This is a genomic window from Nocardia sp. NPDC050793, from assembly GCF_040654065.1.
Taxonomy (GTDB): domain Bacteria; phylum Actinomycetota; class Actinomycetes; order Mycobacteriales; family Mycobacteriaceae; genus Nocardia.
The window spans coordinates 633,274-652,132 of sequence record NZ_JBFAHG010000005.1 but is presented as its reverse complement, the minus strand read 5'-3'; the positions used below and the strand labels follow the sequence as shown (position 1 = coordinate 652,132).

The window sequence follows — 18,859 nt, the reverse complement described above, 5'->3', positions numbered from 1 at the left end:
CGTCATCGGCGCGGCGCGCCCACTCGATCAGCCGCGTGCTCCCGATACCCGCCGATCTGGCGGTGGCTCCGCCTTGCTCGGCCCGGCGTCGGCTTTCGGCCGACTCACCGTGACCCGGCGGGTTACGCTGCGCGCATGACCGAGGTGGACGCGCGCGGCACGATCGGGGACGCCGCCGGGCGCGGGCAGATAGCGGCCTGGGGGTTGTGGGACTGGGGCTCCTCGGCGTTCCACGCCGTGATCCTCACCTTCGTGTTCTCGGTGTATCTCACCGACACGGTCGGCGACGATCTGCCCGGCGGTATCTCGGCCAGCGCCTGGCTGGGCTGGTCGCTCGGTATCGCCGGACTGGTCGTCGCGCTGACGGCGCCGATCAGCGGGCAGTGGTTCGACGCGGCCGCGAAACGCAAACGCTCCCTTGGCGTGCTGACCGCGCTGAACGTGCTGGCCATGGCCGGGATGTTCTTCGTGCACGACGACTACCACGACCTGTGGCTCGGGCTGGCGCTGCTCGCCTTCGGCTCGGCCGCCTTCGAGCTGGCCAACGTACCGTACAACGCGATGCTGCGCCAGGTCTCCACGCCGGAGACGGTCGGCAGGGTCTCCGGATTCGGCTGGGCGATGGGCTATTTCGGCGGCATCTTCCTGCTGCTGATCTGCTACTTCGGCTTCATCTCCGGAAAGGGGGACAACCGGGGACTGCTCGGCATACCGACCGACGACGGGCTCAACATCCGGCTGGTCGCCGTGCTCGCCGCGGTGTGGTTCGCCGGATTCGCGCTGCCGGTGCTGTTCTCGGTGCCGGAACTGCCGCGCACCGCCGCCGATCCCGGCGCGGCGAGCGCGGGGTTCTTCGGTTCCTACCGGGTGCTGTGGCGGGATCTACGCGAGCTGTGGGACGTGGACCGGCGCACCGTCTGGTTCCTGTTGGCCAGCGCGGTCTTTCGGGACGGGCTGGCGGGTGTGTTCACCTTCGGTGCGGTGCTCGCGGTGCGCGTCTACGGCATCGAGGATTCCGATGTGCTGCTGTTCGGCGTCGCCGCGAACGTGGTCGCCGCGCTCGGGGCGATCGTCGCCGGCCGATTCGACGACCGGGTGGGACCGAAGGCGGTGATCGTGGCGTCGCTGGCCGCCATGCTGGTCTGCGGGCTCGCGCTGCTCGTCGTGTCGGGCCCGCTCATGTTCTGGGTGTTCGGACTGCTGCTGACCATCTTCGTCGGACCCGCACAGGCCTCGGCCCGATCGTTCCTCGTCAGGTTGGCCCCGCCGGGGCGGGAAGGCCAGCTGTTCGGCCTCTACACCACGACCGGCCGGGCCGTATCCTTCCTCGCCCCCGCGCTTTTCGGCCTATTCGTCTGGGCGTTCGACACCGACCGCGCCGGGATCGTCGGCCTGCTCGTCGTCCTCGCCGCGGGTTTGGCGGTGCTGCTCCCGGTGCGCCCGCCCGACGCGCCCGCTAGTTGATCCGGCCTTCCATGCCGCTGTAGATCTCGGTGGCCTCCGCGAAGCCGCCGCCGATCAGATCCGCCAGCGCCAGCGCCTCGTCGCACTTGCGCAGCGACAGGCGCGTCCGGTCGTCGCCACCGGAGAGCGCCTCGGCGTGGGTGGCGAGCCAGTCGCGCGCCGCGGCCGCGTCACCCGGGCCGACGAATCCGCCCACCGCGTAGTTCGCGGCGATGGTGTCCTCGGTGCGCCAAGCGATCTCGGGGAACATGCTCGGCAGGTCGCCGAGCAGCGGACCGTTGCCGCCGAAGCCGGTGGGCCAGCCGGTTTCCGCTTCCTCGGCCAGTGCGGTCGGCCAGACGACGCCGCGGTCCATCCAGCCCGGCAGCAGTCGTGCGGCGAATTCGACCAGGCAGAACTGGACGTTGTTGCGCAAGAGGTCGGCGGCGTCGTGCGTTTCGGCGCTGTGCGGGTCGTCGACGGTCGGTTGTCCGGAGCGCAGGGCGAGGGCGGCCTGGCGCAGCAGGCGAATCTTCCACGCGATATCGATGGCCAGGTCGTCGGCGCCGGGCAGTGTGCCGCTCATATCGGGTTCGGTGCGGGCGGCCAGCGCGGGATCGAGAAGGCCGAGCTGGGCTCGCGCCAGGTCGTCCACCGTACCGACGGTGCAATCCCGGTATCGCACAACGGTTTCCGCGACATCGGCGGGCGTCTCGGCGGTGATCAGGTACGGCCTGCCCCACACGTACAGCGAGTCGTCGAACTCGTCGTCGGCGGCCTTCATCGCGCCGAGCGCCCACGCCTTGGCCCGGAAACGCACGCGGGCCTGCTCGACCGCCGCGGCGATCAGGTCGTCCAGATCGCCGTCGCCGCCTAGCCCGGCCAGGTACGGCAGGATCCGCTCCTCGACGAGTCGCATATCCAGGGCGTGAAAGCTGGTGTCGTAACCCATGTCCGGCACACTACTGGCGCGCTCATCGCGCGGACACTCGCAGACCTACCGCACGCCGCACAGGGCACACAACCGTTGCGAGGCGTGCGGAGGCGCTGCGAGGTCAGCCGACGGTTCAGATTCCGGGGCTACGGCCGATGGGTGGGCAACCGATGGTCACCGATCCTTGGGCGGCCACCAGTTGTCCATGCCGAGGGCGATCAGGCGGATCTTCTGGACCGTGTTGTCGATGATGGTCCGCTGATCGCGCTCGGTGGCCGCGACGTAGGCGGCGATTCCGTCGGCGACGGTGCCGACCAGCAGGTCCGCGGCGATCTCCAGATCGCGCGGGCTCCAGTCGTCCAGCGCGCGCACCCGGGACAGATCCGCGACCAGCTCGCGCACGATCAGCTGGAGTTCCAGCGCGATGGCCTTGCGCAGCGTCGCCGAGCCGCCGTGACGCTCGCGGGTGAGAAAGCCGAACAGTGCGCGTTTGGCCGCCACCTGATCGAAGACGAACCGCACCGTGTCGGCGATACTGCCTTCGGGGTTGCGCCTCACCTCGCGTAGCGCCAGCCGCAGCGCGGTCACGCCTCGGTCGACCAGGGTGGCGCCGAGATCGTCGAGCGAGGCGAAGTGGCGGTAGAAGGCGGTCGGCACGATCCCGGCCGAGCGTGCGATCTCACGCAGGCTCAGCGCGGCGAAACCGCGGTCGGCGGCGAGGTCGAGGGTGCCGTCGACCAGGGCCTGTCGCGTGCGCTCCTTGCGCTCGATTCGGGTGGCTGCCTGCTCGCTCATCACGGTGAGCATACATCCGTTCACCATTCACTCATCCAGAAGGTGTAGTTCGGGTCACACGAATTGCCGGTTGACACCGGGCCCCGTCTATCGGTCACACTGGATGAGTGTACAGGCGTGCACTGAAATTTGATCGAGTGACCGCGATCGAGTGAGAGGCGGCACGCCACAGCCCTGATCGACCGACAAGCAGAGGCACGGAGAACCGAATGGTGGATCTCATCGACCTGGTGCAGACCCTGACCACGCCCCATCCGCTCGACCGGTACCTGGAACTCGTGCGCCCAACGCTGACCGTCCGGCAGATGCGCGCCGAGATCACCCACGTGCGCCGCTCGGTGCCCGGCTCGGTGACGCTCACCCTGCGCCCGACCCGGCAGTGGCGCGGCCACGCCGCGGGCCAGTACGTCCAGATCGGCGTGGTGATCGACGGCGTACGGCACATCAGGTGCTATTCGCCGGTGAATCCGGAGGGCAGACGCGACCGGCACATCCAGCTCACCGTCAAGGCGCATCCGGGCGGCCTTGTCTCGCAGTATCTGCACGAGAAGGCCGTGCCCGGCATGGTGGTCGACCTCAGCCCCGCGGCCGGTGTCTTCCGGTTGCCCGAGGTCCGGCCCGACCGAGTGCTGCTGATCAGCGGTGGCAGCGGCATCACGCCGGTGCTGTCGATGATGCGGACCCTCGCCGGCGAGGGCTATCCCGGCGAGCTGACCTTCCTGCACTATGCCCGCTCGCCGGAGGCGGTGCCGCACCGGGCCGAGCTGGAGGTCATCGCGGAGCGGAACCCCCGTTTCCGCATCGAGATGCGCTACCCGGAACAGGGCGGCGGCCCATTCGACTACGACGAGCTCGAGCGCGTCGCGCCCTGGTTCGCCGACGCGCAGACCTACGTGTGCGGCCCGCCGCCGCTGATGGACGCGGTGCGCAAGGTGTACGAGGCCGAGGAGCTGGCCGACCGGCTGCACTCCGAGGAGTTCACGCTCTCGGTCGCCCCCGTCGACGCGGACGAGGCGTACGGCGCGACCACCTTCTCGGCCAGTGGGGTGAGCGCCGAGAACACCGGCGCCAGCCTGCTGGAACAGGCCGAGGCCGCGGGCCTGACGCCGGAGTACGGCTGCCGCATGGGTATCTGCTTCTCCTGCACCGCTGTTCGCCGCTCCGGTTGCACCCGCAACCTGCGCACCGGCGAGACCGGCGGCGATCCCGATCAGCCCATCCAGCTCTGCGTCAGTGCCGCGGTGGGCGACGTCGACATCGAAATCTAGCCAGACGAAGGGGACCGGCAATGACCATCCTGACCGAGACCGAGAACGGACCGCTGATCCTGACGCAGGATCAGGTCGAGGAACTCGGCAAGGCGCTCGACGAGCTGCGCGACCGTGTCGTCGCGGATCTCGGCGAGCGCGACCGCGAATACATCTATTCGATCATCAAGGCGCAGCGCGGGTTCGAGATCGCCGGCCGCGGACTGATGTACCTGGGCTTCCTGCCGCCGGTGTGGCTGGCCGCGGTGGCCGCGCTGAGCGTGTCGAAGATCCTGGACAACATGGAGATCGGCCACAACGTCATGCACGGCCAGTACGACTGGATGCGTGAGCCCGGCCTGAATTCCCGTGAGTTCGAGTGGGATACGGTCTGCCCGGCGGACCAGTGGAAGCACTCGCACAACTACATGCACCACACCTACACCAACATCCACGGCATGGACCGCGACATCGGTTACGGCATCCTGCGCATCGACGAGGGCCAGAAGTGGAATCCCTACTACCTGGGCAACCCGGTGTGGGCGTTCCTGCTGATGGTGTTCTTCGAGTGGGGCGTGATGCTGCACGATGCCGAGGCCGAGAACATCGTTCAGGGCAAGCGCAAGTGGTCCGATCTGAAGCCGCTGGTCAAGGGCTGGTGGCGCAAGGCGGGTAAGCAGGCGCTGAAAGACTACGTGGTGTTCCCCGCGCTGACCGGACCGCTGTTCGTCAGCACGCTGGCCGGGAACGCCGCCGCCAACCTGGTGCGCAACGTCTGGGCGTACTCGATCATCTTCTGCGGCCACTTCCCTTCCGGCGTACAGACGTTCACCGAGGAGGAGACCGCCGAGGAGACCCGCGGCGAGTGGTATGTCCGGCAGATGCTGGGCTCGGCGAACATCACCGGCGGCAAGCTGTTCCACATCATGAGCGGCAACCTGTCGCATCAGATCGAACACCACGTGTTCCCCGACATTCCCGCCAACCGTTATCCGGAGATCGCGCCGGAAGTGCGGGCGCTGTGCGAGAAGTACGGATTGCCGTACCACACCGGGCCGTTGAGCAAGCAGATCGGCGATGTGTGGCTGAAGATTTTGAAGCTGGCGCTGCCGCCGCGCTTCACGAAGAAGCCGTCATCTCCCGGTGTTATCGTGATGCGTCAGCGGAAGGCAACCGAAGTGGGCGTGTGAATGATCGGGAAATTCGAAAGCAACAAGGATTTGATCCAGGAATTGACGGCCTCCGGTGCCAAGCACGTCGGAAATATTGCGACGATCATCACCGGAACCGTTCAGGAGGTCACTCGGGAGATCGGTGAGTGGATCACCGACGCGATCGAGATGAACGAGGCGGCCGCGGCGGCCCGCAAGGATGCCGCCGCCCATCGGGAGACGCTGCCGGACGAGGTCCCCGACGAGACCGAGCCCGAGCCGCCTGCCGCGGGCTCCGCCTTCGTCGAGGCCGAGGTCGTCGAGACCGACCTCGACGACCGTCGCTGATCACCACACCGGCAGCCTGCGCCGGTGCTCGGTGACATCGGTGATCAGGTCCTGATAGCCGTCGGCCAGCTCGGCGAGCCGCGTCCACAGCAGGTGGGCTTCCCCGTCTACCCGCAGTGGCTCCGTCGCCGGGCTGGTCTTGCCCAAAGCCTGTTGTGCCGCAATCCATTTCGCCGCCAGACGATCGATGACGGCGCCGAGCGTCTCGGTGTGCAGCGAAGCGCCGGCGCGGTGCGCGACATTGGTCGCCACCCAGTCGTCGATGCGGCCGACCAGCTCGGCGCGGCGCTCGTCGATGTCTTCCACCAGCTGACTGCACGCCGCGACCCTGCGATTGGTTGCGTCCGGCTCGTGCGCCGCGGCGAGCGCGCGGTGCCTGCGCTCGTGGCATTCGACCAGCTCGCGTGCCGCGGCGAGGACTCGGTGTTTCTTTCGATTCGGGTCGTCGGGTTCGCGAAACGCGCGCAACAGCGCTGATCGCGGTGGCAGCTCGCCGGCTCCGATACGGTTCCCGGCGTATTCGGTAGGCATGGTGCACGCCCCTGCTCGAAACGATCCGATCGTGGATACGCCAGGGCCGAGGGGGATTTCGGGGAGGGGCACCCCTCGGCTCCGGCGCAGCCCCGAGCCCGGGACGCCCCCCACACACAGTCCACCAGCACGGCAAAGTAACCGGGAAATCCGCGACGATGCGATGAGGAAGACGGCCCGACAAATCGGGACACTTTCAGGAAAGCGCGATAGCCGAATCGGCGCAACAGTATGGTGTAAAAATACACGGGCCGGTCGGAAATTGTTACCGTCCGTTACGGTGCGGTCACCCGAAATCGACCTTTGCTCAAAGTGAACTGACGCGTTGGCGCATCTCCAGTTATCGTTGCGGCGCGGCGGCTGCGCGCCCCGGTGCGATGGACTAGCCTCGATGTTCGTGCCCGCCTATGTGTCATCGCCGGAGCTGACATTCGGCTTCATGTTCGCGCTGGAAGACCCCGAGCGAATTGCTGAAGTCGTGCGCAACCTCATCGTCCGCAAGACGGTCTCGGTATTCCGGCTCGCACGCCTGTCCGACGACGACGGCCCGCCGGAGCGCTACGTGGTGAACTGGGCCGTCATCCCGCAGATCTCCGTCACCACCAGCGCGCCCGATCCCGAGGAGCTGCGGGTCAATCGGATCATGCTGGTCAACGCATTTCTAGGCGAGGACGGCGAGGTCAGCCTGTACTCCGCCCAGGGGGAGGCGCCGAGTTAGCCGCTCCGCGGGGGCGCGGCCGCACAGATGTTGTGCACGCTTCGCAGAGGCATGACCGCTGCGAAGCGTGCACAAGGCGTGCGAGGGTTACGCCGCCGCCGCTGTGGGAGCCGGTGCGTTCAGGCGCCCGGAGCGGGCGAGTCCGTACAAACCCGCGGCGGACGCCGCCCCGATGGCGATCAGCGCGGCCCAGGCGAGGGAACTCAATCCGGCGGAGCGAGCCATGTCGAGGACGGTTCCGGTGCCGAGGTTGCCGAGCAGGATGCCGGTGCCGACGATGGTGTTGTAGAGGCCGTAGTGGGTGGCGACCAGGCGGTCGCCGCAGAGCGCGACCACGGTGTCCATTTCGAACGGAAACACCGCGGCCGCACCGACACCGAGCACCGCGGCGGTGAGCAGCATCGCGCCGACCGCGGCCGGTACGCCGAGCGCGGTGCCGGGGACGAGCAGCAGCGGGACGAACGCCGCCGCCAGGATCGCCATGCCGAGGATCAGGCTGTGCGGGCGGCCCCAGCGGGCGGCGAACCAGCGGGTGATGCGGAGCTGTCCGGCGATGGCGATCACGCCCGAGACCACGAAGACCGCCGTCATGAGCGCCGTGGCCGATCCTTCGCCGACGACGCGTGCGGCTTGCATCGGCAGCGCCAGATACACCTGGAACGAGAGCACGTAGCAGCCGATCATCGCCGCCGAGAACAGCAGGAACGGTCGGTTGGCCAGCACCATGCGCCAATCATCGAGCACCGAAGCGGTTTTCGGCTCCGCCCGGTGCTGCGGCAGCGCGCGCAGCTGGGCGATGGTGAGCAGGGCGAACACCGCGGCCGCACCCGCGGCGGTGGCCTGGAAATCGAACGCCATCAACGCAAGACCGAGGATCGGGCCGAACAGGATGCCAGCCTGATAGAAGATGTTGAACACGGCGAACGCCTCGACCCGCCGTTCACCGGAATCCACGGCGAGGTACGCGCGCACCGCGGGGTTGAACAACGCGCCCGCGAAACCGGTTGCGGCCGAGGCGATCAGCAGCGCGGGAAGCGAGTCGGCGAAGGCGAGCAGTGTGAAACCGCCAGTGCGCAGCAGACATCCGGCCACGATCAGCGGTTTGTAGCCGAGCCGGTCGGCCAGGGTGCCACCGACCAGGAACATCCCCTGCTGGGAGAAGTTCCTGATGCCGAGCACCAACCCGATCGCCCACGCGGCGAGACCGAGCGGGCCCGCCATATAACCGGCCAGGTAGGGCATGAGCATGAAGAAGCCGGTGTTGATAGCGAATTGGTTCACCATCAGCACGCGGCTCGGTTTGCCGAAGCTGCGATAGGTCGCGTAGACGTCCTTCATCGGGTGACCCCCGGTGCGGTGGCGCCGGGTCGTCCGGCCGCGATCGGATCGTCGGTGGCCACGGCGCGCTCCTCAGGGTGGTGTGGTGTCGGATTCGGGCGACGCTGCTTCGGATCGAGCACGGTCGTGCATCGGGTCCACGATGCGACCACCTCGGCGTACGGGTGCGCGATAGTGGCCGGCTCGGTCGGCGGTTCGATGCCGAGCAGATCGTGCTCATGGCAGTACGTGTCGTTGTAGACCGTGTCGAAATAGCGCAGCGGCCCGTCCGGGAAGACGGCGGCGATGCGTGCGTCCGGCTCGCAGGTGCGGGCCAGCCACCCCGCGACGAGTGCGACGGCGCCGACGCTCCACCCGCCGCTGGCGTGGTGGGTGGCGGCCAGTGTGCGGCAGGCCCACACCGCCTCGGCGGGGGCGACCCAGTGGATCTCGTCGAACGCCGGATAGTCGACGTTGCCGGGGTGGATGCTCGAACCGAGCCCGCGCATCAGCCGAGGTCCGGCGGGCTGTCCGAAGATGGTGGACGCGACGGTGTCCACGCCGACCAGGCGCAGGTGCGGGAAGTAGCGGCGCAGCGCGCGGGCGACGCCCGAGGAGTGGCCGCCGGTGCCGACCGAGCAGACCAGCACGTCGACGCGGCCGAGTTGCGCGACGAGCTCCATGGCCAGCGATTCGTACGCGGCGCGGTTGTCGGGGTTGCGGTACTGGTCGGGGCACCAGGCGCGCGGGTCGGCGGCGAGCAGCTCGGCGACGCGATCGCGGCGGGCCTGCTGCCAGCCTCCGGTGGGATGCGGTTCGGTCACCGTCTCCACGCGCGCGCCGTAGGCCGCCAGCATGTGGTGCATGATCGGCTCCAAGCCCGGATCGGTGACCACAGTGACCGGGTGGCGGTGCACCATCCCGGCCAGTGCGAGGCCGAGGCCGAGGGTGCCGCTGGTGGATTCGACGATCGGCGCGCCTGGCGTGAGCTCGCCGCGGGCGGCGGCGCGTTCGACCATGTGCAGCGCAGGCCGGTCTTTCATGCCGCCCGGATTGGCGCCCTCCAATTTGGCCCAGAATCCGCGGCCGGCGGGCGCGAGCGGTTCGGTGATCCAGAGGACGGGGGTGTTGCCGACCATGGTGGCCGGGCGCGGGCAGCGGCCCGCGGTGGTGAGCAGACTCGCCGGGCTCGGCAGTGGTTCCGAAGTCGTTTCGAGCAGAGCGGGATTCAGCAGGGCATCGTTCCGCAGTGCAGCAGTCATGGGGAATCATCGATTCTGTGCGGTCGCTGTGGCAGCGAGGGGTGTGGTGCGGGAACGCACGAACACCGGCCGGGCCCGGCAGGCCACGACCTGACGCTGACCGATCAGTTCCGATCGATGCCGAATCGAGTGAGCAGATCCCGGCCGCGCCGGACCGGAAGGGCGGCGACGGGCGGCGCACGCGGACCGACGCCGAGCCCGGCGGCCATCGGCAGCACGAGCAGTAGCGCGACGCCGACGAGCAGCAGTTCCTGGAGCGACGGACCGGACCGCGGCAGGGTCGCGATCACCGCGTCGGTGGACAGATGGCGGTCCGGTTCGGCGGCGTGCTGGTGCAGGTCGGCGCCCGCCCACGGCACCACCTGTGACGCGACGCCGGGACCGGAGGATTCGATGTGCGCGTGGATGGCGGCGGCCGGTGTGAACAGGTGACATTCCGGCAGCGCCATGGCGAGCGCCCACGCGGCGAAGACGCAGGCGATCACCGCCCGCATACCGGGGCCCCGTATCGCACCGAACATCACGTCTGCCGATAGTACAAGCTCGAGACTTCGCCCCGGCCCGACCGCTGTCGGCGCGCGGAGGTCGTCGTGTCACCGCTGTTCCAGCTCCTCGATTCGGATGCCGGAGTCAGTGGCGGGCACGATGGCCTGTTCCAGTGTCTCGAGCCGAGCCGGCCGCGGATTACGCCGGTGGGTTGGTCGGTGAATCAGTACCGGGCCCGTTCGGCTCCGGCGTGCGAATCAGCGCGGTGCGGTGCTGGGGCGCACCAGGCAGGCGACGCCGTCCTCCTTGCCGTCCAGACGGTCCAGTGGCGCCGAGTACCCGGGGTCGTGGCGGCGCAGCGGAGCCCTGCCCGCCGCCCAGGCGTCCTCGCAGGTGTGGAAGGCCGCCGCCGAGGTAGTGGTCGCCGTGGCCACCGGACCTGAGGACGAGTGGCGCCGTTTCTTGCTCGAGCCGCAGCCGGTCACCGAGATCGCGACCAGCGCGATCAGTAGCAGACCGGCGACGAACACGAGGCGACGAGAGTTACGCATGATCGGATTCCCCCCAAACACAACGGTTTTCGATCCAAACGTCAGCAAGTATCACGGCCGCGCCTGCCTTTCGCAACATACCGGTCAGGCTGGTCGGTCGTTTTTGTTGGCGTGTCGGTATCGCATCGTGCCCTTACCGCACGAGGAGTGCCGGAGAATTATGAGATACCTCACAGGGGCCCTGTGAAATCCAAGCCCGGAAGGGCTGTGTATTCGAAGCCCGGAAGGAGCGTCGATCATGGAAATGGAATCCGAGAAGCCGGTGGTCGCAGCACATCCGATCCGCGTCCGCGGTGACCTCGATCCCGGTTTGTCGCGATGGATGTGGCTGGTGAAGTGGATACTGGCCATCCCGCACTACATCGTGCTCTTCTTCCTGCACATAGCGTACTTCGTGGTTTCGGTGATCGCGTTCTTCGCGATCTTGTTCACCGGAAAATATCCGCGCGGCCTGTTCGACTTCAATGTCGGTGTCATGCGCTGGAATTGGCGGGTCAGCTTCTATTCGTTGACCGTGCTCGGCACCGACAAGTATCCGCCGTTCCATTTGCGGCCGGACGCGGACTACCCGGCCGATCTCGAGGTCGACTATCCCGAGACTCTGCACCGCGGACTGGTTTTGATCAAATGGTGGTTGCTGGCCATTCCGCACTATCTGATCATCGGCGCGCTCATGAGCGGCGCGATCGGCAGCGCGACGCAGGACGACGGCTCACAGGCCTGGGATCTGGTGGTGGCCTGGCCGGTGCTCTACCTGCTGCTGGCGGTGGCGCTGATCGCGCTGCTGTTCACCGCGGTCTACCCGAAGGGGTTGTACGACTTCGTCGTCGGCATCAATCGGTGGGCCATTCGGGTGCAGGCCTACGCCTCGCTCATGCGTGACGAGTACCCGCCGTTCCGGCTCGATCAGGGGCCGCGCGAGCCGTAACCACCGATCGAACCGAATACCGCGAATCCGCCCGCCGACTCGTCAGCGGGCGGATTCGTATATGCGGCGGACCACGTCTTCGATGCCGGGCTCTTCGATGGACAGATCTCGCACCTCGACCCGGTCCGACACGGCCGCGAGCAGCTGTGCGGCGGTGATGGATTCGGCGTCGAAGGCCAGGCGCTGGCGCATGCCGTCGGCCTCGCTGGTGAGCAATTCCGCGCCGGGTGGCAGCTCGCGCAGATCCGGGGCGGGCTCGGTCAGATCCACCACAAGCACCCGGCGTGCGCCGACGGTCGCACCGAGTCCGGCGAGCGAACCGTCGTAGACCAGCCTGCCGTGGTCGACGACGAGCACACGGTCGCAGAGCCTTTCGATATCGCCCATGTCGTGGGTGGTGAGCAGCAATGTGGTGCCGCGGTCGGCCCGCTCGGCGCGCAGGAACTCCCGCAGCCGTTGTTTGGACAGCACGTCGAGGCCGATCGTCGGTTCGTCCAGGATCACCAGCTCGGGGGAGTGCAGTAGCGCCGCGGCGACCTCGGCGCGCATTCGTTGGCCCAGCGAGAGCTGACGCACCGGCGTGTCCAGCGTCTCGGCCATCTCCAGCTGTTCGACCAGCTCGTAAGTGCGCTTACGGGTGATGTCGGGTTCCAGCCGGTGGATGGCGGCCAGGATCGTGAACGATTCGCGCAGCGGCAGATCCCACCACAGCTGGGATCGCTGCCCGAACACGACTCCGATGCGGCTCGCCAGTTCGCGCCGCCGCCGGACCGGATCCAGGCCGCAGGTGCGCACGCGCCCGGCGGAGGGGACCAGAATGCCGGTGAGCATTTTGATGGTGGTGGATTTCCCCGCCCCGTTCGCGCCGATGTACCCGACGGCCGCGCCGCGTTCGATTCGGAAGCTCATCCCGTCGACCGCGGTGAGGATGTCGCGCTGCCTGCGCCACCGGCGGCCGTTCTTGCGATACAGCGTGAATTGCCTTGTCAGGTTCTCGATATCGATGATCGCATCGGATAAATCGCTGTCCGCCACGCTTATCCCCCGCCTCCCTGGTAGTGCCTCGTCCCGAGCCGCCACAAACCGAGCGCCAGCAGCCATATCCACAGCGTCGCCAGCGGAGTCAGCCAGACCAGCCAGGACGGCAGCAGCGGCGGGCCGGGCAACTCCAGCAGGGCGATGGTGGGCAGGTACGCCGTGAACGCGACCGGGACGGCGAATCCGAACAACAGTTTCAGCGGCAGCGGAAATACCGAGGCAGGCTGCATCGCGGCGAACGACCCGCCGTAGGTGAAACTGTTCGTGAGCTCGGAACCGTCGATCAGGAAGAACTGCAACCCGGCCGCGCAGACGAAGATCCCGCCGAACAGCAGGATACCGCAGCCGAGCGTCATCACCACGAGGACGAATGCGGCTGCGTCCCAATCGATGTCGTTCTGTAGCAGCCCGATGATCAGCACCACGATGGCGACCGCGGCGCGGGCGAATCGGCGCAGCGAGACGTCGCCGGTGATCAGTTGCAGCAGCAGCGGTTGCGGCCGCAAATGGTAGGCGTCGAGTGTGCCCATCCTGATCAGGGTCGGCAGCGTGTCCAGATGCCCGACCAGCACCTGGGCCAGCGCGAACGTGGTGTTGCTCAGCCCGAACAGCAGCAGTGCCGCGTGCAGATCGAGGCCACCGAGCACCCGCACGTTGTGGAAGATGACCCATACTTCGGCGAATTCGACGACGCCGATGAGGAAGGCGCTGAACACCTCGCTGGCGAAGGACAGCCGGTACGCGCGCTGGGACCGGATGCGCGAGCGCAACACCGCGGCATACGGTGTGAACCATCTTCCCGATGGCGCGGAAACCGGCGCTGCCTCAACCACCCTGCACCTCCAGCTTGCGGCGGCCCGCCGTCAGCATCAGCCGTCCGGCCACGGCGACCGCGACCACCCAGAAGAGCTGTGTGCCAACGACCGTCACGCTGTCCAAGCCGATGATTCGCCCCGAGAGCACGTCGATCGGGGCTTGCAGGATGGAGGGGAACGGGGTGGCGTTCGCGAGCGTGCGCAGCCAGTCCGGGAACATGTGCACCGGCACGAACAGTCCGGCAAGAAAGGTGCCGCAGATCTGGTACAGCACCCGGATGCCACGGGTCTCCACCACCCAGAAGCCGATCAGCCCGATGGCGAACAGCAGCAGGAACGACAGCGAGACGGCCAGCAGCACCGAGATCGCGCCGAGCGCATAGGGTCCCGGCGCGCTGGGCATCGCGAGCCCGACGGTCAGGAAGCCGAACAGCACGCTCGGCAGGAAGCGCGGCACGATGGTGCAGGCCGCGCGCCCGAGATCGGCCGCGAGATAGCCGAATTGGATGTCGACCGGGCGCAGGAAGTCGATCGCGATGTCGCCGTTCTTGACGCGATCCGCCAATTCCGTTGGCGGACCCATGAATTGCATGGCGCCGAGCAGTCCCTGCGAGAGCCAGACGTAAGCGCCGATGGTGCCTTCGTCGTAGCCGCCGAATTCGCCCGCGCCACGCACCGCCGCGAGCATCACCGCGGCGCGCACCAACCCGAACACGCAGTTGGTGAACAGCCCCGCGAACATCGCCAGCTTGTACTGCGACTGCCGCCGGAACCCCGCCACCGCGAGTCGCCAATACAGCGTGGCCTCGCGTCGCGCCTGGGTTGCCGCGGCCAGCCGTTCCTCCCCTCCCGCACTCCAGCGCACAAGGAGTCGACTTTACTGTCCGGTCGCCGACGCGCGGTAGCTTCCCGCGCGATTTCGCCGAAAGTGCTACGAACCCGACGCGCCAGTGTTAGAAACACAGTCACTTCAGATTATCCGCGGTGCTCGCGCACGACAGGAAGGATCGTGATGACTGTCGCCGAGTCGACCATTTTCGAGGCACTCGAATCGAATGTCCGCGGGTACTGCCGATCCTGGCCGACGGTGTTCGACACGGCCAGCGGCGTCTGGCTGCGCGACGAGCACGGCCGCGACTACCTGGACTTCTTCGCGGGAGCGGGCGCGCTGAACTACGGCCACAACAATCCGGTCCTCAAGCGCGCGTTGATCGACTACCTCGCAGGCGATGGCATCACCCACGGTCTCGACATGTCGACGGTGGCCAAGCGCAGGCTCCTGGAAACGCTGCGCGACATCGTGCTGGCTCCGCGCGGCTTGGACTACAAGGTGCAGTTCCCCGGCCCGACCGGAGCGAACGCCGTGGAGGCCGCACTCAAACTGGCCCGCAAGGTCACCGGAAGACAGGCGGTGCTGAACTTCACCAACGCCTTCCACGGCATGTCGCTCGGCGCGCTGTCGGTGACCGGCAACGCCGCCAAGCGGGCGGGCGCGGGAGTGCCGCTGGTGCACGTCACGCCGATGCCCTACGACGGTTACCTCGGCGCGGGCGACGAGCTGCACTGGATGCGGCGCGCGCTCGACGATCCCTCCTCCGGGTTGGACAAGCCCGCGGCCGTAATCGTGGAGACGGTGCAGGGCGAGGGCGGGGTCAACGTGGCGCGGGCGCAGTGGCTGCGCGACCTGGCCGAGCTGTGCCGGGCGCGCGGCATCCTGCTGATCGTCGACGACGTGCAGATGGGCTGCGGGCGAACCGGTCCGTTCTTCTCCTTCGAGTCCGCGGGCATCACGCCCGACATCGTGACGCTGTCCAAGTCGATCGGCGGTTACGGATTGCCCATGGCGCTGGTGCTTTTCAAATCCGAGCTCGACCAGTGGGCCCCCGGCGAGCACAACGGAACCTTCCGCGGCAACAACCCCGCCTTCGTCACGGCGGAGGTCGCGTTGCGCCACTACTGGTCCGACGGCGCGCTCGAGCGTGCCACCCTCGCCAAGGGCGAGCGAATCGAGCAGGCGCTCGCTCGAGTGGCCGCTTATCCAGGCGTCTCGACCCGCGGGCGAGGTCTGGTGCACGGCATCGTCTTCGAGGACCCGTCGCTGGCGGGCAAGGTCTGCCAGGTGGCGTTCGATCGCGGACTGCTGGTGGAGACCTCCGGCTCCGTCGACGAGGTGGTGAAGTTGTTGCCGCCGTTGACGATCGGCGACGACGAGCTCGACCGCGGCTTGGATCTGCTGATCGCCGCCGTGCAGACCGTCTGCGGCTGACGGATCGAGGCAACTCGAACAGTTGCAGTACCCGGGCTTCACCTCCCGCCGCCGATGCAGCGGTGGGGTGGTCTGCTGCGATTGTCCGGGGGCAACCGCCATTCAACTTCTGGCCCGAGCAGCGTCGGATGATCCCAGGCAGAGGTACGGCCTCAGCTCGCCGCTCGGTGACCGATGACGATCCGGTGGATCAGCCGCGCGGCCGTGCGAACGGTGCGGCCATCGATGTCGAAGACCGGCGCGAGTTCGGCGACGTCGGCGGCGACGAGTTTGCCACTGGCCGTTACCCGGTCGCACACGCGCTGCACCGTCTCGACCGGTACGCCGTAGCCGGCGGGAGCGCTCACGCCCGGAGCCACCGCGGCGGGGAGGACGTCGAGGTCGATGGTGAGATAGACCAGGTCGACGTCGTTCAGGAAGGCATCGACGAACTCGTCCACGGCCGCGCGGTCGAGCACGCCGCACCGGTCGTCGGGCAGATGGCGGACGCCGAGCCCGCGTGCGGTCTCGAACAGCGCGACCGTGTTGCCGGGTTGGCTGATGCCGAGCACGTCGTAGCGATAAGACGTCCCCGCCGCCCGCTCGGCCTTGGCGATCTGCCGGAACGGGGTGCCCGAGCTCGGCTCCGGATCGGCGCGAAGGTCGAAGTGGGCGTCCAGGTTCAGGATCCCCAACCGCAGCGTGCCGCGCAGTCGTGCCGCCGCGATGCCGGAATAGGTGCCGAAGGCGACCTCGTGACCGCCGCCGAGCACCACGGGAAAGCGGCCCGCGTCCAGCGCGGCCGCGACGGCGCGGCCCAGCCGCCGCTGACCCGACTCCAGATCGGTGCCGGTGACCACGACGGTGCCCGCGTCCTCCAGATCGAGCGGTTCGGGCAGCGCCAACGACGCCAGCGCGCCGCGCAACGCGTCCGGTCCCGCCGCCGCCCCCTGGCGACCTTTGTTCCTGCGGACTCCCTCGTCGCTCGCGAAACCGATCAGTACACAACCCTTTCCGACCGTGCGCGCCGGATCGTAGGGGCGGACAAGCTGATGCCACCGCGCGTGCTCCGGCCCGTCGCCGTCGACCCGGCCGGTCCACGGCCGCGGGGCAATATCGACCGCGAGGCGCGAGTTCATGCGGTTTCCGTTCCGGCGACCAGGACGCCGCCGCGCCACACCGAACGCACGAGCGGCACGCCGGGCCGGTAGGCCAAGTGCAGATAGGACGGGGCGTCGAGCGCGAGCGCGTCGGCGCGCGTCCCAACGCGCAAACTGCCGACATCGTCGCGGCGCAGTGCCCGCGCGCCGCCCGCGGTGGCGGACCACACCGCCTCCTCCGGCGTCATCCGCAACTCGCGCACCGCCAGCGCGATGCAGAACGGCAGGCTCGTGGTGTACGAGGTGCCGGGATTGCAGTCCGCACCCAGCGCGACGGTGACGCCCGCGTCGAGCAGTGCGCGAGCATCGGGATAACTGTTGCGAGTGCAGAAGTCGGCGGCGGGCAGCAGTGTCGCCACCGTGGCACTGCCTGCGAGCGCGTCGATATCGGCGGCGGTGACGTAGCTGACGTGGTCGACCGAGGCCGCGCCGAGTTCGACGGCCAACTCCACGCCGGGGCCGAGGCCGAGCTGGTTGCCGTGCACCCGGGGAAGCAACCCGTGCGCCACGCCCGCCCGCAGCACGGCCTCCGATTGCTCCCGGGTGAACGCGCCCCGTTCGCAGAACACATCGATCCACTTCGCGTGCGGCGCGCAGGCCGGAATCATGTCCCGGCACACCATCTCCACGTACTCGTCCGCTCGTCCGGCGTACTCCGGCGGCGGCACGTGCGCGGCCAGCAAGGTCACCTCGTCGGTGAAGCGTCCGGCCACCAGCGCGCTGCGCAATTCGTCTTCGGTGGTCTGGCCGTAGCCGGTTTTGCATTCGACCGTCGTGCTTCCCGCGCGCAGCGACTCGTCCATCAGCCGTCGGACGTTGGCGGCGAGCCGGTCGTCGTCGGCCGCTCGCGTCGCCGCGATGGTGGTGCGGATGCCGCCCGCCGCATAGGCGGTCCCGGACATCCTGGCCGCGAACTCCTCGGCCCGCTCCCCGGCGAACACCAGATGCGCATGGCTTTCCACGAATCCGGGCAGCACCGCCCGGCCCGCCAGATCCACACAGACATCGGCCGCGGGGGCCTCGCGGTTATCACCCACCCAGCCGATCAGCCCGTCCGCGAACACCACCGCCGCGTCGCGTCGCACGCCGAGCGGACCGACGCCCGCGCCCGGGTCGTTGGTGACCAGCGTGCCGATATTCGTCAGGACGGTGGACCGTGAACCGTCGGACACGATTCCTCCTCGCGACCATGCCGTGTCAGCCGGATGCGGATCGGTGTGAGGCGACTGTAGAACACCGCGCGCCGTCGTCGGACGCACTCGGGCCACTCGTTCCGATATGTGGCAGACCCGCGCACTGGGATATTCGGTTGACCGGCGGACCTGGCCGCTCAGTAGGGTGGGCCGGTGATTCGCACAGCTGCGTTGGCTCATGTCCGGGATCGGCGTCTGCTGCAGGCGCGATCCATCGGCAAGGACGTCTTCTACATGGCGGGCGGCAAGATCGACGCGGGGGAGACGCCCGTCGCGGCGCTGCACCGCGAGGTCAGGGAGGAACTCGGTGTCGGCGTCGCCTCCTGCACTGAACTCGGCGTCTTCCAGGCCGAGGCGTACGGCCACGCGCCGGGTACGCGGCTGCACATGACCTGCTTCACCGCCGAACTCGACGGCGACCCGCATCCCAGCGGGGAGATCGCCGAACTCCGGTATTTCACGGTGCGCGAGTACGTCGCCATGGACCACGTCGCCCCTGGCTCCATGCTCGTCTTCCGCAAGCTGCACGAGCTGGGCCTCGTCGACTGGTGAACGCCTGCTGGGATGCTCGGTGTCGCAGCGTGTTTCGGCTGGCGGCGGACGCCCCGCGCGGGCGAGGGTCGAGCTACCGAGTATCGCCACTGCGGCTACCCGGCTGAGGCGTCGCCTGCCGAGCGGCACCTGACCGGCAGCATGG

Annotated in this window: 20 protein-coding genes; 8 read left to right on the top strand and 12 right to left on the bottom strand. The window is 68.2% G+C overall.

Annotation, left to right across the window (positions count from 1 at the left end):
• The first annotated feature begins 135 nt into the window (after window positions 1–135).
• Complete coding sequence (locus tag AB0H50_RS21155) at window positions 136–1,464, top strand: MFS transporter (protein WP_357455079.1); 1,329 nt, start codon at window positions 136–138, stop codon at window positions 1,462–1,464.
• Here the strand turns inward: AB0H50_RS21155 and AB0H50_RS21150 are convergent.
• Entirely contained in the window at window positions 1,457–2,395 is a 939-nt protein-coding gene (locus AB0H50_RS21150; RefSeq protein WP_357455076.1) for a hypothetical protein, read from the bottom strand. The two genes, AB0H50_RS21155 and AB0H50_RS21150, sit on opposite strands and share 8 nt — an antisense overlap.
• A 156-nt stretch (window positions 2,396–2,551) precedes the next feature.
• Window positions 2,552–3,172 carry a TetR family transcriptional regulator gene (locus AB0H50_RS21145; protein ID WP_357455074.1) on the bottom strand — a complete coding sequence of 207 codons (621 nt, stop codon included), beginning with the start codon at window positions 3,170–3,172 and terminating at the stop codon, window positions 2,552–2,554.
• A gap of 209 nt (window positions 3,173–3,381) precedes the next feature.
• Between AB0H50_RS21145 and AB0H50_RS21140 the strand changes: the two genes are divergently transcribed.
• Genes AB0H50_RS21140 through AB0H50_RS21130 form a run of 3 tightly spaced genes read left to right on the top strand, consistent with a single transcriptional unit; the run spans window position 3,382 to window position 5,918 of the window.
• Window positions 3,382–4,440: an FAD-binding oxidoreductase gene (locus tag AB0H50_RS21140; RefSeq protein ID WP_357455072.1), complete on the top strand. Its 1,059-nt coding sequence runs from the start codon at window positions 3,382–3,384 to the stop codon at window positions 4,438–4,440.
• Between the two features lie 20 nt (window positions 4,441–4,460).
• The gene (locus tag AB0H50_RS21135) at window positions 4,461–5,609 is read left to right on the top strand and encodes an acyl-CoA desaturase (protein WP_357455069.1); all 1,149 of its coding nucleotides are present in this window, start codon (window positions 4,461–4,463) and stop codon (window positions 5,607–5,609) included.
• A complete protein-coding gene (locus AB0H50_RS21130) occupies window positions 5,610–5,918 on the top strand; it encodes a hypothetical protein (protein WP_357455066.1) in 309 nt (102 codons plus the stop codon).
• On the opposite strand, the gene AB0H50_RS21125 is transcribed toward AB0H50_RS21130, so the two are convergent.
• Complete coding sequence (locus AB0H50_RS21125; RefSeq protein ID WP_357455063.1) at window positions 5,919–6,449, bottom strand: DUF4254 domain-containing protein; 531 nt, start codon at window positions 6,447–6,449, stop codon at window positions 5,919–5,921.
• Window positions 6,450–6,840: 391 nt separating this feature from the next.
• On the opposite strand from AB0H50_RS21125, the gene AB0H50_RS21120 reads away from it, so the two are divergent.
• Window positions 6,841–7,167: a hypothetical protein gene (locus AB0H50_RS21120; protein WP_357455060.1), complete on the top strand. Its 327-nt coding sequence runs from the start codon at window positions 6,841–6,843 to the stop codon at window positions 7,165–7,167.
• 87 nt (window positions 7,168–7,254) lie between these two features.
• Here AB0H50_RS21120 and AB0H50_RS21115 read toward each other — a convergent pair whose 3' ends face one another.
• The 4 genes from AB0H50_RS21115 to AB0H50_RS21100 form a co-directional block, all read right to left on the bottom strand.
• Window positions 7,255–8,505 carry an MFS transporter gene (locus AB0H50_RS21115; protein WP_357455057.1) on the bottom strand — a complete coding sequence of 417 codons (1,251 nt, stop codon included), beginning with the start codon at window positions 8,503–8,505 and terminating at the stop codon, window positions 7,255–7,257.
• Window positions 8,502–9,623 (bottom strand): PLP-dependent cysteine synthase family protein, encoded by a 1,122-nt coding sequence (locus AB0H50_RS21110; RefSeq protein WP_357455371.1) that lies wholly within the window; start codon window positions 9,621–9,623, stop codon window positions 8,502–8,504. Before AB0H50_RS21110 ends, AB0H50_RS21115 begins: the two co-directional genes overlap by 4 nt.
• Window positions 9,624–9,850: 227 nt before the next feature.
• Window positions 9,851–10,270 (bottom strand): hypothetical protein, encoded by a 420-nt coding sequence (locus AB0H50_RS21105; protein WP_357455054.1) that lies wholly within the window; start codon window positions 10,268–10,270, stop codon window positions 9,851–9,853.
• Window positions 10,271–10,489: 219 nt separating this feature from the next.
• On the bottom strand, window positions 10,490–10,783 hold the full coding sequence (locus AB0H50_RS21100; protein ID WP_357455052.1) for an excalibur calcium-binding domain-containing protein: 294 nt from the start codon (window positions 10,781–10,783) through the stop codon (window positions 10,490–10,492).
• A gap of 238 nt (window positions 10,784–11,021) precedes the next feature.
• On the opposite strand from AB0H50_RS21100, the gene AB0H50_RS21095 reads away from it, so the two are divergent.
• Entirely contained in the window at window positions 11,022–11,711 is a 690-nt protein-coding gene (locus tag AB0H50_RS21095) for a DUF4389 domain-containing protein (RefSeq protein WP_357455049.1), read from the top strand.
• A 42-nt stretch (window positions 11,712–11,753) separates the two neighbouring features.
• Here the strand turns inward: AB0H50_RS21095 and AB0H50_RS21090 are convergent, their stop codons facing one another.
• The 3 genes from AB0H50_RS21090 to AB0H50_RS21080 are packed head-to-tail and all read right to left on the bottom strand — an operon-like array spanning window position 11,754 to window position 14,429.
• Window positions 11,754–12,746: an ATP-binding cassette domain-containing protein gene (locus tag AB0H50_RS21090; protein ID WP_357455046.1), complete on the bottom strand. Its 993-nt coding sequence runs from the start codon at window positions 12,744–12,746 to the stop codon at window positions 11,754–11,756.
• A 2-nt stretch (window positions 12,747–12,748) separates the two neighbouring features.
• Window positions 12,749–13,582: an ABC-2 family transporter protein gene (locus AB0H50_RS21085; RefSeq protein WP_357455043.1), complete on the bottom strand. Its 834-nt coding sequence runs from the start codon at window positions 13,580–13,582 to the stop codon at window positions 12,749–12,751.
• Window positions 13,575–14,429, bottom strand: a complete 855-nt coding sequence (locus AB0H50_RS21080; protein WP_357455040.1) for an ABC-2 family transporter protein — start codon at window positions 14,427–14,429, stop codon at window positions 13,575–13,577. The genes AB0H50_RS21085 and AB0H50_RS21080 overlap by 8 nt, the downstream gene beginning before the upstream one ends.
• A gap of 147 nt (window positions 14,430–14,576) precedes the next feature.
• Here AB0H50_RS21080 and ectB point away from each other — a divergent pair, with 147 nt between their 5' ends.
• The gene (gene ectB / locus AB0H50_RS21075) at window positions 14,577–15,830 is read left to right on the top strand and encodes a diaminobutyrate--2-oxoglutarate transaminase (protein ID WP_357455037.1); all 1,254 of its coding nucleotides are present in this window, start codon (window positions 14,577–14,579) and stop codon (window positions 15,828–15,830) included.
• Between the two features lie 152 nt (window positions 15,831–15,982).
• Here ectB and hutG read toward each other — a convergent pair whose 3' ends face one another.
• Window positions 15,983–16,948: a formimidoylglutamase gene (gene hutG, locus AB0H50_RS21070; RefSeq protein WP_357455034.1), complete on the bottom strand. Its 966-nt coding sequence runs from the start codon at window positions 16,946–16,948 to the stop codon at window positions 15,983–15,985.
• Window positions 16,945–18,144 carry an imidazolonepropionase gene (hutI, locus tag AB0H50_RS21065; protein ID WP_357455368.1) on the bottom strand — a complete coding sequence of 400 codons (1,200 nt, stop codon included), beginning with the start codon at window positions 18,142–18,144 and terminating at the stop codon, window positions 16,945–16,947. Before hutI ends, hutG begins: the two co-directional genes overlap by 4 nt.
• 171 nt (window positions 18,145–18,315) lie before the next feature.
• Between hutI and AB0H50_RS21060 the strand changes: the two genes are divergently transcribed.
• Window positions 18,316–18,714: an NUDIX domain-containing protein gene (locus AB0H50_RS21060; protein ID WP_357455031.1), complete on the top strand. Its 399-nt coding sequence runs from the start codon at window positions 18,316–18,318 to the stop codon at window positions 18,712–18,714.
• Window positions 18,715–18,859 lie beyond the last annotated feature (145 nt).

What these genes read in the sequence shown, in the direction of transcription:
- hutG (WP_357455034.1), bottom strand. Translation starts at nt 16,948, where the DNA reads ATGAACTCGCGCCTCGCGGTCGATATTGCCCCGCGGCCGTGGACCGGC.
- AB0H50_RS21150 (WP_357455076.1), bottom strand. Translation starts at nt 2,395, where the DNA reads ATGGGTTACGACACCAGCTTTCACGCCCTGGATATGCGACTCGTCGAG.
- AB0H50_RS21130 (WP_357455066.1), top strand. Translation starts at nt 5,610, where the DNA reads ATGATCGGGAAATTCGAAAGCAACAAGGATTTGATCCAGGAATTGACG.
- AB0H50_RS21145 (WP_357455074.1), bottom strand. Translation starts at nt 3,172, where the DNA reads ATGAGCGAGCAGGCAGCCACCCGAATCGAGCGCAAGGAGCGCACGCGA.
- AB0H50_RS21110 (WP_357455371.1), bottom strand. Translation starts at nt 9,623, where the DNA reads ATGGTCGGCAACACCCCCGTCCTCTGGATCACCGAACCGCTCGCGCCC.
- AB0H50_RS21120 (WP_357455060.1), top strand. Translation starts at nt 6,841, where the DNA reads ATGTTCGTGCCCGCCTATGTGTCATCGCCGGAGCTGACATTCGGCTTC.
- AB0H50_RS21100 (WP_357455052.1), bottom strand. Translation starts at nt 10,783, where the DNA reads ATGCGTAACTCTCGTCGCCTCGTGTTCGTCGCCGGTCTGCTACTGATC.
- AB0H50_RS21135 (WP_357455069.1), top strand. Translation starts at nt 4,461, where the DNA reads ATGACCATCCTGACCGAGACCGAGAACGGACCGCTGATCCTGACGCAG.
- AB0H50_RS21095 (WP_357455049.1), top strand. Translation starts at nt 11,022, where the DNA reads ATGGAAATGGAATCCGAGAAGCCGGTGGTCGCAGCACATCCGATCCGC.
- AB0H50_RS21115 (WP_357455057.1), bottom strand. Translation starts at nt 8,505, where the DNA reads ATGAAGGACGTCTACGCGACCTATCGCAGCTTCGGCAAACCGAGCCGC.
- ectB (WP_357455037.1), top strand. Translation starts at nt 14,577, where the DNA reads ATGACTGTCGCCGAGTCGACCATTTTCGAGGCACTCGAATCGAATGTC.
- AB0H50_RS21125 (WP_357455063.1), bottom strand. Translation starts at nt 6,449, where the DNA reads ATGCCTACCGAATACGCCGGGAACCGTATCGGAGCCGGCGAGCTGCCA.
- AB0H50_RS21155 (WP_357455079.1), top strand. Translation starts at nt 136, where the DNA reads ATGACCGAGGTGGACGCGCGCGGCACGATCGGGGACGCCGCCGGGCGC.
- AB0H50_RS21140 (WP_357455072.1), top strand. Translation starts at nt 3,382, where the DNA reads ATGGTGGATCTCATCGACCTGGTGCAGACCCTGACCACGCCCCATCCG.